This window comes from Pseudescherichia vulneris (assembly GCF_902164725.1).
GTDB lineage: Bacteria > Pseudomonadota > Gammaproteobacteria > Enterobacterales > Enterobacteriaceae > Pseudescherichia > Pseudescherichia vulneris.
On the sequence record NZ_LR607338.1, the window covers coordinates 932,229 to 943,514 of the forward strand.

The 11,286-nt window shown below is 58.4% G+C and carries 8 protein-coding genes; 5 read left to right on the plus strand and 3 right to left on the minus strand.

The features are described 5' to 3' along the window. A partial coding sequence (tus, locus tag FN633_RS03745) for a DNA replication terminus site-binding protein (RefSeq protein ID WP_154058815.1) occupies positions 1-906 on the plus strand: 906 nt, incomplete at its 5' end. A 10-nt stretch (positions 907-916) separates the two neighbouring features. On the opposite strand, the gene fumC is transcribed toward tus, so the two are convergent. Together fumC and fumA are read right to left on the minus strand one after the other, a co-directional pair. Then, positions 917-2,320, minus strand: a complete 1,404-nt coding sequence (gene fumC, locus FN633_RS03750) for a class II fumarate hydratase (protein ID WP_154056795.1) — start codon at positions 2,318-2,320, stop codon at positions 917-919. A gap of 122 nt (positions 2,321-2,442) precedes the next feature. Then, positions 2,443-4,089, minus strand: a complete 1,647-nt coding sequence (fumA, locus tag FN633_RS03755) for a class I fumarate hydratase FumA (RefSeq protein WP_154056796.1) — start codon at positions 4,087-4,089, stop codon at positions 2,443-2,445. A 198-nt stretch (positions 4,090-4,287) separates the two neighbouring features. Here fumA and manA point away from each other — a divergent pair, with 198 nt between their 5' ends. Next, complete coding sequence (gene manA / locus FN633_RS03760; RefSeq protein ID WP_154056797.1) at positions 4,288-5,466, plus strand: mannose-6-phosphate isomerase; 1,179 nt, start codon at positions 4,288-4,290, stop codon at positions 5,464-5,466. 97 nt (positions 5,467-5,563) lie between these two features. Then, entirely contained in the window at positions 5,564-7,261 is a 1,698-nt protein-coding gene (locus FN633_RS03765; RefSeq protein WP_154056798.1) for a YdgA family protein, read from the plus strand. Positions 7,262-7,285: 24 nt separating this feature from the next. Here the strand turns inward: FN633_RS03765 and FN633_RS03770 are convergent, their stop codons facing one another. Continuing rightward, positions 7,286-8,311 (minus strand): Mal regulon transcriptional regulator MalI, encoded by a 1,026-nt coding sequence (locus tag FN633_RS03770; protein ID WP_154056799.1) that lies wholly within the window; start codon positions 8,309-8,311, stop codon positions 7,286-7,288. A gap of 173 nt (positions 8,312-8,484) precedes the next feature. Between FN633_RS03770 and malX the strand changes: the two genes are divergently transcribed. Continuing rightward, entirely contained in the window at positions 8,485-10,077 is a 1,593-nt protein-coding gene (malX, locus tag FN633_RS03775) for a maltose/glucose-specific PTS transporter subunit IIBC (protein WP_154056800.1), read from the plus strand. Between the two features lie 11 nt (positions 10,078-10,088). Next, a complete protein-coding gene (locus FN633_RS03780) occupies positions 10,089-11,261 on the plus strand; it encodes a MalY/PatB family protein (protein WP_154056801.1) in 1,173 nt (390 codons plus the stop codon). Positions 11,262-11,286 lie beyond the last annotated feature (25 nt).

The following is an 11,286-nucleotide window of genomic DNA, read 5'->3' on the forward strand; positions in this document are numbered from 1 at the left end:
CGTTTAACCAGCACCTTCCGCCAAATTGAGCGTGAGCTTGCGGAACTAAAGAGCGAACTGAGCGAATGCCGGCTGTTGGCCGGGCGGGTATTTGAGCTGCCGGAAGTCACCAAAGAGGCCGAACACGAGCCGCTGACTACGATTCAGGTCAAGCAGCACGTGGGCAAGCGGGCCGCCGAGCGCGCCCTGCACCACTTCTCGCATCTCTTTATTCAGCAGCAGTCGGAAAACCGCAGCAGCAAAGCGGCCGTGCGTCTGCCGGGGGTGATCTGCTTCCAGACCACGCTGGCTACACGCGACAGCCTGGAGGCACGCATCGGGCAGATTAACAGCCTGAAAACAGCATTCGAGCAAATCGTTACCGTCGAGTCCGGTCTGCCCTCTGCGGCCCGCTTTGACTGGGTGCACCATCACCTGCCGGGGCTTATCACTCTCAATGCCTATCGAACGCTAACTGTCCTGCGCGATCCGGCGACGCTGCGCTTTGGCTGGGCAAATAAGCATATCATCAAGAATTTCACCCGTGATGAGGTGCTGGCCCAGCTGGAGAAGAGCTTAAAAGCGCCGCGGGCGGTGGGCGGCTGGACGCGGGAGCAGTGGCAGGCCCGACTGGAGCAGGAGTACAACGATATAGCCGCCCTGCCGCAGAAGGCCCGGCTGAAGATCAAACGGCCAGTGAAGGTCCAGCCCATTGCTCGGGTCTGGTACGCCGGTTCACAAAAGCAGGTGCAGCACGCCTGTCCAACCCCCATCATCGCATTAATCGCCGAGGAGAACGGTGGCCGGGTGCCGGACATCGGCGAGCTGCTGAACTACGATGCCGACAACGTCCAGCACCGCTATAAACCTGAGGCGCAGCCGCTGACGTTAATCATTCCCCGGCTGCACCTCTACGTTGCAAACTAACACTGGCGAACTAGCTGCCGGATGGCATGCTGCCCACCATAGTTTCCGGACGCACCCAGGTATCAAACTGCTCCTCGGTCAGGTAGCCCAGCGCCAGCGCCGAGGCCTTCAGGGTCAGGCCCTCTTTGTGCGCCTTTTTGGCGATTTCGGCAGCCTTGTCGTAGCCAATGTGCGTATTCAGGGCCGTCACCAGCATCAACGACTCGTTGAGGAGCTGATCGATACGCGCCCTGTCCGGTTCAATGCCGATGGCGCAGTGCTCGTTGAAGCTCTCCATCCCGTCGGCGAGCAGCCGCACCGATTGCAGGAAGTTATGGATAACCATCGGGCGGAAAACGTTCAGCTCAAAGTTACCTGACGCGCCGCCCATATTGATTGCCACGTCGTTACCCATCACCTGGCAGCAGAGCATGGTCAGCGCCTCGCACTGGGTTGGGTTGACCTTACCCGGCATGATGGAGCTGCCCGGCTCGTTTTCCGGGATAGTCATTTCACCGATGCCGCAGCGTGGGCCCGAGGCCAGCCAGCGGACGTCGTTAGCGATCTTCATCAGCGAGGCCGCCAGGCCTTTCAGCGCGCCATGGGTATGCACCAGCGCATCGCAGGTTGCCAGCGCCTCGAACTTGTTCGGTGCGGTGATAAACCCCTGGCCGGTGATGGCCGCCAGCTCATCGGCCACGCGGTGGGCATATTCCGGATGGGTATTCAGCCCGGTCCCTACCGCCGTGCCACCGAGCGCCAGCTCTGACAGGTGCGGCAGGCTATTTTCGATATGCTTAAGATTATGCTCCAGCATCGCCACCCAGCCGGAGATCTCCTGACCCAGCGTCAGCGGCGTGGCATCCTGCAGATGAGTACGACCGATTTTAACGATATCGGCATAGGCCCGGGATTTTTCCGCCAGGGTGCGGGTCAACTCCAGCAGCGAGGGGATCAAATCTTCGCGTATGGCGATAACCGAGGCCACGTGCATGGCGGTAGGAAAGACGTCGTTTGAGCTTTGGCTTTTGTTAACGTCGTCGTTGGGGTGCACCTTACGCGCCATCCCACGCTCGCCGCCCAGCAGCTCGCTGGCACGGTTCGCCAGTACCTCGTTCATGTTCATGTTGCTTTGGGTGCCGGAGCCGGTCTGCCAGATCGCCAGCGGAAACTCGTCCGGATGGTCACCGTTCAGCACCTCATCCGCCGCGCTGATAATGGCCTGGGCTTTCTCGACGGCCAGCAGGCCCAGATCCTGGTTTACCTTTGCCGCCGCCCGCTTGGTTAAGGCCAGCGCCCGGAGTAGCGAGACCGGCATTTTCTCCGTCGAGATGCGAAAATGCTCAAGCGATCGCTGGGTTTGTGCGCCCCATAGCTTATCTGCCGGGACGTCGATTGCGCCCATCGAATCTTTCTCACTGCGATGCGAAGTCATACACGCTCCTTGAATAGGTTGTGATGTGGGTAACAACATGCTCACTTGCCCAAAGAGTTATTAGTATTGATGATTTTCAGCCGTCAGCAGCAAAAAAAAACCGCCCTTTCGGGCGGTCTTGTTTACTTCACGCAGCGGGCACAGGCCGAGGCGTGGATCTGCTGGAAGAAGTCGTTGCCCTTATCATCCACCAGGATGAACGCCGGGAAGTCGACCACTTCAATCTTCCAGATGGCTTCCATCCCCAGCTCCGGGTACTCGATGCACTCAAGGCTGCGGATGCTGCCCTGGGCCAGTACCGCCGCCGGGCCGCCGATGCTGCCGAGATAGAAACCGCCGTGCTTGTGGCAGGCATCGGTTACCTGCTGGCTGCGGTTGCCCTTCGCCAGCATGATCATACTTCCGCCCTCGGCCTGGAGCTGATCGACGTAGGAGTCCATTCGCCCTGCCGTGGTCGGGCCGAGTGAGCCAGAGGCGTAACCCTCAGGCGTTTTCGCTGGTCCGGCGTAGTAGATCGGGTGATCTTTGACGTACTGCGGCAGGCCTTCGCCACGATCCATCCGCTCTTTCAGCTTGGCGTGGGCGATATCGCGGGCCACGATGATGGTGCCGCTCAGCGACAGCCGGGTCGACACCGGATACTGGGAGAGCTGCTGCAGGATGTCACGCATCGGACGGTTGAGATCGACGCGCACCGCTTCCCCTTCGCCGGCCTGGCGCAGCGATTCCGGAATGTATTTCCCCGGATTCTGCTCCAGCTTCTCGATCCAGAGCCCGTCGCGGTTAATTTTGGCTTTGATATTGCGGTCCGCCGAGCAGGAGACGCCCATGCCCACCGGGCAGGATGCGCCGTGACGCGGCAGACGGATCACCCGTACGTCGTGGGCAAAGTATTTGCCGCCGAACTGTGCTCCGAGGCCAAGATCCTGCGCGGCACGCAGCAGCTCGTTCTCCAGCGCCACGTCGCGAAACGCCTGGCCGTGCTCGTTGCCTTCCGTAGGCAGCCCATCGTAATACTTAGTTGAGGCGAGCTTCACCGTCTTCAGGGTCGCCTCCGCCGAAGTGCCACCGATCACGAAAGCAATATGGTAAGGCGGGCATGCCGCCGTCCCCAGGGTGCGCATCTTATCGACCAGGTAATCTTTCAGCTTGCCCGGCGTCAGCAGCGCCTTGGTCTCCTGATAGAGATAGGTCTTATTGGCCGAGCCGCCGCCCTTAGCGATGCAGAGAAACTTATACTCGTCGCCGTCGACGCTGTAGAGATCGATCTGCGCCGGCAGGTTGGTCCCGGTGTTGACCTCGCGATACATGTCCAGCGCCGCGTTCTGCGAGTAGCGCAGGTTATCTTCGATATAGGTGTTATACACCCCGCGCGCCAACGCGGCTTCATCGCCGCCGCCGGTCCAGACCCGCTGGCCCTTCTTGCCGCTGATAATGGCCGTGCCGGTATCCTGACAGGTCGGGAGGATCCCCTTTGCCGCGATGTCGGAGTTGCGTAAGAACTGCAGCGCCACGTAGCGATCGTTCTCGCTGGCCTCGGGGTCGGCGAGGATGTCCGCCACCTGCTGCTGGTGCGCTGGGCGCAGCATAAACGAGGCGTCGTGGAAGGCCTGCTGCGCCAGCAGGGTCAGCGCTTGCGGTTCAACCTTGAGGATTTCGTGGCCTTCAAACTCCGTTACGGAGACGTGGTCTCGGGTAAGCAGATAGTATTCGGTATCATCCTTTTTGAGGGGAAAAGGATCCTGATAGTGAAAAGGTTTTGTCGACATTTTGCTCTCACTTACTGCGCGGTCTGGTTATGGTCTGGGCAAACGTTCCGTTGCCCTGCTTAAAAGCGAGTCTGCATATCCTACACAATTTTTTAACAAAAACTGAGATAAGGACGACTTTTTGAGTTTAGTGATTACTTACCATGGGTTTATTGGTTTAATACACGCAGATCATTCAACACAGTGCAGGGCTTGATAATGCAAAAACTCATTAACTCAGTGCAGAACTATGCCTGGGGAAGTAAAAGTGCGTTAACGGAACTCTATGGGATCGCCAACCCTAACGGTCTGCCGATGGCAGAGCTGTGGATGGGCGCGCATCCGAAGAGCAGCTCAAAAATCGAGAACGCGTCTGGTCAGCCGCAGTCGCTGCGAGAGGTGATTGACCAGGATAAAACGGCGCTTTTAGGCCAGCCGGTCGCGGAGCGCTTTGGCGAGCTGCCGTTCCTGTTTAAGGTGCTGTGCGCCGATCAGCCGCTCTCTATTCAGGTTCACCCTAATAAGCAGGCCTCGGAAATTGGCTTTGCCAAAGAGAACGCGGCGGGTATTCCACTCGATGCAGCGGAACGCAACTATAAAGATCCTAACCATAAACCTGAGCTGGTATTTGCCCTGACGCCGTTCCTGGCGATGAACGCCTTTCGCGAATTCAGCGATATCATCTCCCTGCTCCAGCCGGTCGCGGGTGCGCATCAGGCTATCGCCCACTTCCTGGCGCAGCCGAATGCCGACAGCTTAAGCCAGCTCTTTGCCAGCCTGCTCAATATGCAGGGCGAGGAGAAATCACACGCTCTGGCAGTGCTGAAGGCTACGCTGGCAAGCCAGCAGGGCGAGCCGTGGGAGACCATCCGCTTTATCTCTGAGTTCTACCCGGACGACAGCGGTCTCTTCTCCCCTCTGCTGCTTAACGTGGTCAAGCTTAACCCAGGTGAAGCGATGTTCCTGTTCGCTGAGACCCCGCATGCCTACCTGAAAGGCGTGGCGCTGGAGGTGATGGCTAACTCCGATAACGTCCTGCGCGCGGGCCTGACGCCAAAATACATCGATATTCCCGAGCTGGTGGCCAACGTGAAGTTTGTGCCGAAGCCAGCGGCAGAGTTGTTAACTGCGCCGGAACAGCGCGGTGCCGAGCTGGATTTCCCTATTCCGGTCGCCGACTTTGCTTTCTCCCTGCATGACCTCTCCACTACGGCGTCAACGCTTGCGCAGTCGAGCGCGGCGATCCTCTTCTGCGTAGAGGGCGAGGCCGTGCTGAGCAAAGGCGAACAGCAGCTGGTGCTTAAGCCGGGCGAGTCCGCCTTTATCAGCGCCGAGGAATCCCCTATTGAGGCGAGCGGCATTGGCCGCCTGGCTCGGGTGTACAATAAAGTGAACTAAGTACTGACCTTTTTGTACCTTATTGCTAAGCTTAGCAAGACCTTACGACTCTCCAGGCGGCCTCTTCCGCCTGGTTTCATTTTTAGGGATAATCGCTATGAAGAAAACGCTTGTCGCTGCGGGCATTATTGTTGCACTGGGCGTCGTCTGGACGGGAACCGCCTCGTACACGGGTAAACAGCTGGAAAAACACCTTGCCGACATGGTTGCACAGGCTAACGCCGAGCTTAAGCGCAGCGCGCCGGGCGCAAACCTGGAGGTGTCCTCGCAGAACTACGAGCGTGGCATCTTTAAAAGCCATCTCCAGCTGCTGGTCAAACCGGTCGCAGGTGGCGACAACGCCTGGCTGAAGCCTGGACAGAGCGTGGTGCTGAACGAGACGGTGGATCACGGTCCGTTCCCGTTTGCGCAGCTCAAATCGTTTAATCTGATCCCGGCCATGGCATCGGTGAAAACCACCCTGGTGAATAACGATGTCTCTAAACCGCTGTTCGATATGGCTAAAGGCGAGTCGCCGGTAGAGGTGAATACCCGCATTGGCTACGGCGGTGATACCGGCTCCCATATCGCGTTTAAGCCGTTAAGCTATGAGAACGAAGGTGAAAAAGTTGCCTTCAGCGGCGGTGAATTCCAGCTTGATGCCGATAAAGACGGCAACGCCATCTCCCTGAAGGGCGAGGCGCAGAGCGGCCTGGTTAACACCGTTAACGAGTATGGTCAGCATGTGCAGGTCACCTTCAACAACCTGAAAACCGATGGCGACAGCAAGCGCGCGCAGTTTGATGAGCATCTGGGCAACCAGAAGCTAAGCGTTGAGAAGCTGGCCGTTGCCGTGGAAAACAAAGAGATCGCAGTGATGGAAGGCACAGAGCTGACCGTCAAAAACGATCTCGTCAACGACGGCAAAAATATCAACAGCCAGATCGACTACTCGGTTAACAGCCTGAAGATCCAGAGCCAGGATATGGGTAGCGGCAAGCTGACCATGAAGATCGGCCAGATTGACGGCCAGGCGTGGCACCAGTTCCGCCAGCAGTACAATGCGCAAAACCAGGCCCTGCTCTCTCAGCCTGAGGTGATGAAAGATCCGGCCATCTATCAGCAAAAATCCACCGAGGCGTTCTTTGGTGCCCTGCCGATGCTGTTAAAAGGCGAGCCGGTGATCACCGTTGCCCCGCTGAGCTGGAAAAACAGCAAAGGCGAGACCACGTTTAACCTGTCGCTGTTCATGAAGGATCCTGCTGCTACCCCTGCCGCCCCTGCACCGCAAACCCTGGCGCAGGAGGTCGATCGCAGCGTGAAGTCGCTGGAGAGCAAGCTGACCATTCCAATGGATATGGCCACCGAGTTTATGACTCAGATCGCTAAGCTGCAGGGCTACCAGCAGGCAGATGCCGAAAAACTGGCGAACCAGCAGGTGAAAGGCATGGCGGCGATGGGCCAGATGTTCCGCATTACCACCGTGGCGGATAACGCCATCAGCACCAGTCTGCAATATGCTAACGGCCAGATCGTCCTGAATGGGCAGAAGATGAGCCTCGATGAGTTTGTCGGCATGTTTGGTATGCCTGAGCTGGGTATGCCTCAGGCGGCTCCAGCGCCAGCGCCGGTCCCAGCTCCTGCTCCTGCTCCTGCTCCGCAGGCAGCACCGGAAGCGGCTCCAGCTCCTGCTCCGCAGGCAGCACCGGAAGCGGCCCCAGCTCCTGCTCCACAGGCGGCTCCGGAAGCGGCTCCAGCTCCTGCCCCGCAGGCGGCTCCGGAAGCTACGCCACCGGCAGCTGTGCCTCAGCAGTAATCCACAAGCCCCTCTCCGGAGGGGCTATTTTTTGACAATGAGTCGGGCCTTGAGGGTCTGGCTGCGAGCAAGACTGTCCTCCTTCGCAATACGCTGCATGATCCGTTCTGCCAGGGTATATCCCATCTCCCGTGCAGGCGTTGTCACCCAGACAATCGGCAGTTCATCCAGCGCGCTCTCAGCGACATCCGCAAAGGCGGCCAGCGTCACCTGCTGCTCAAAATAGCTGTCCATCCCTGCCTCACCACTCTGCCGTCCCGCACGCATTAAGCCGAACCAGGCCCCTCGGGCAATAACGTCGTTGTAACAGACCACCGCGCTGATGGTGGGATTATGCCGCAGCAGCGCAGCGACCGCTTCGGCGCTCTGCTTCTGGCTGGTGTCGCACTCCACGACCCATTCGCTGTGAAAGGGTAAGCCATATTTCAGCAGGGTGGCGCAGTAGCCGCCTACTCTCTCGGCCCGCGTTAGCGAGGCGCTGTTGCCCCCCAGCCAGGCAATACGCTGATGACCGCGCTGAATCAGATACTCGGTGAGCATCTGGGCCGCCTGCATGTTATCCGGCCTGACGCAGTCCGCATCGTCTAGATAGCTGGCGCGAGAGGCAAACACGAGCGGAATGCCCTGCTCTGCAGCGCACGCCTGCAGCTCGCCGCTTACCCCCGCGCCTCCGGCGATGACGACGCCGTCCACCCCCTGTGCCAGCAGGGTGTTAAAGCGCTGGAGGAGCTGCTCGCCGTCGCCACCGTGCAGGAGAAACACCATCCGCCCCTGGGCTTCAAGCGCCTCCGTAAGGCCTGCCGTGAGTTCGGCATAAAACGGTGAAGAGAGGTTGCGTACGATCAGGCCAATTACGCCGCTCTGCCCGCCGCGCAGGGCGGAAGCCTGGCGGTTACGGACAAAGCCCAGTCGCTCGATAGTTTGGTTCACGCGCTCGCCGGTGGCGGTAGAGATACGGCCCTTGCCGCTGAGCACCAGCGAAACGGTGCTGACGGAAACTCCGGCCGCGACGGCCACATCGTTAATGGTTATTTTTTTTGGCGTCATCATAAAAAAGCAAATCCCTGGTACTGGCTTAGATAAAACGATTTATCTATATGACATATTTATACACTGAGTTATCGCTCAGCATTGTGATTTGTAGCGCATAAAATTTAGGTAAAACGTTTTATCTTTCTCGCACAACAACCTCATCTGCATCCCTTTTCGACAAGGAGTCGTTTATGACGACGAAAACCGTACAGAAAATTACGCTGTGGGAATTTTTCCAGCAGTTGGGCAAAACTTTCATGTTGCCCGTCGCGTTACTCTCCTTTTGCGGGATCATGTTAGGCATCGGCAGCTCGCTAAGCAGCCGTGACGTCATGACCCTGATCCCCGTACTGGGCAATCCGGTGTTGCAGGCTATCTTCATCTGGATGAGTAAAATCGGCTCCTTCGCCTTTAGTTTTCTGCCGGTGATGTTCTGTATCGCCATTCCGCTGGGGCTGGCGCGTGAGAATAAAGGCATCGCTGCCTTTGCCGGTTTCGTCGGCTATGCGGTGATGAACCTGGCCGTTAACTTCTGGCTGACGGCAAAAGGCATTCTGCCGACCACCGATGCGGCGCTGCTGAAGGCCTACAACATTCAGAACGTGCTAGGGATCCAGTCTATTGATACCGGGATCCTCGGCGCGGTGATCGCCGGGGTGATTGTCTGGCTGCTGCATGAACGTTTTCACACCATCAGACTTCCTGATGCACTCGCATTTTTTGGCGGCACCCGCTTCGTTCCGATTGTTACCACCGTGACAATGGGGCTGGTTGGCCTTGTGATCCCCCTCATCTGGCCCGTATTTGCCATGGGGATCCGTGGCCTGGGCCAGATCATTAACAGCGCAGGTGATTTTGGGCCGATGATCTTCGGCACCGGCGAGCGTCTGCTGCTGCCGTTTGGCCTGCAGCATATTCTGGTTGCCCTGATCCGTTTCACCGACGCAGGCGGCACCCAGGAGGTATGTGGTCATACCGTCAGCGGCGCGCTGACCATCTTCCAGGCCCAGCTGAGCTGCCCGACCACCCACGGCTTTTCTGAAAGCGCCACGCGCTTCCTCTCTCAGGGAAAAATGCCCGCCTTCCTGGGCGGCCTGCCTGGCGCGGCGCTGGCGATGTACCACTGTGCCCGCCCCGAGAACCGTCATAAAATTAAGGGCCTGTTGATTTCCGGTCTGATTGCCTGCGTTGTTGGCGGCACCACGGAACCGTTAGAGTTTCTGTTCCTGTTCGTTGCCCCGGTGCTCTACCTGATCCACGCCCTGCTCACCGGTCTCGGCTTTACGGTGATGGCCGTGCTTGGCGTCACCATCGGCAACACCGACGGCAACGTGATTGATTTTGTGGTATTCGGCATCCTGCACGGTCTGGCAACCAAGTGGTATCTTGTGCCGGTGGTCGCCGCCATCTGGTTTGCGGTGTACTACATTATCTTCCGCTTCGCTATCCTGCATTTTAATTTGAAAACGCCGGGCCGGGATATCGAAACGGCCAGCACCGTGGAGAAGACGATGGCAGGCGCGCTGGGACGCTCGGGCTATAACGTTCCGGCCATCCTCGCGGCGCTGGGCGGAAGTGAAAATATTGTCAGCCTTGATAACTGCATCACCCGCCTGCGGCTGTCCGTTAATGATATGTCACGGGTGAATGTGCAGGCGCTTAAGGACAATCGCGCCATCGGTGTGGTCCAGCTCAACCAGCATAACTTACAGGTGGTGATTGGGCCGCAGGTCCAGTCGGTAAAAGATGAGATGGAAGCCCTGATGAACTCGGTGCAGGCATAAAGGATAAGGCTATGTTTGATTTTTCAACGGCGATCGATCGGCATGGAACATGGTGTACGCAGTGGGACTACGTGGCCGACCGCTTTGGCGTGGCCGACCTGCTGCCTTTCACTATTTCGGATATGGATTTTGCGACCGCCCCCTGCATTCTTGATGCCATCCAGCAGCGGCTGGCGCACGGCGTGCTGGGCTACAGCCGCTGGAAGAATGAGGATTTCCTTGGTGCGGTGTGCCACTGGTACAGGACCCGCTTTGCCACTGAGATCGATCCCGAGATGATTGTCTACGGGCCGTCGGTGATCTATATGGCCTCGGAGCTGATCCGCCAGTGGTCCGCGCCGGGAGACGCGGTCGCTATCCACACCCCAGCCTACGATGCATTTTACAAGGCCATTGAGGGAAACCAGCGTCGCGTCCTGAGCGTGCCGCTGGAAAAAACTGCTACCGGCTGGGTAAGCGATTTAGCGGCCCTGGAGGCCGTGCTCTCTCTGCCGGATACGAAAATCCTGCTGCTGTGTAGCCCGCACAATCCGACGGGTAAAGTGTGGACGCGTGAAGAGCTGGAGGCGATGTCCAGCCTCTGCGAACGGCATGGCGTCCGGGTGATTAGCGACGAGATCCATATGGATATGGTCTGGGGCGAAAAGAGACACACGCCCTGGTGTCATGTGGGACGAGGCGAATGGGCGCTGCTCACCTCCGGGTCGAAAAGCTTCAATATTCCGGCCCTCACCGGGGCGTATGGCATCATCAGCGACGCGCGACGCCGTGACGACTACCTCGCTGCGCTCAAGGGCCGGGACGGGCTCTCATCTCCGGCGGTGCTTTCGCTCTGCGCGCATATCGCCGCCTACCGGGAGGGCGCGCCGTGGCTGGATGCGCTTCGCACCTACCTGCAGGGTAACATGGCGACCATCGCCAGCCAGCTGAATCAGGCGTTTCCCCAGCTTAATTGGCAGCCGCCCGAGGCAAGCTATCTGGCGTGGATTGATCTACGCCCGCTTAATCTCGATGACCGTGCGTTGCAGGATATGCTTATCCACCAGCAGAAAGTGGCGATTATGCCGGGGTACACCTATGGTCCCGAAGGGAACGGGTTTGTCAGGCTGAATGCGGGCTGCCCGAGGGCAAAGCTGGATGAAGGGCTTGGCAGATTGATTGCAGGGATCAATGCTCTCTTATAACTTTTGCCAGGCAAGGCAAATTCAC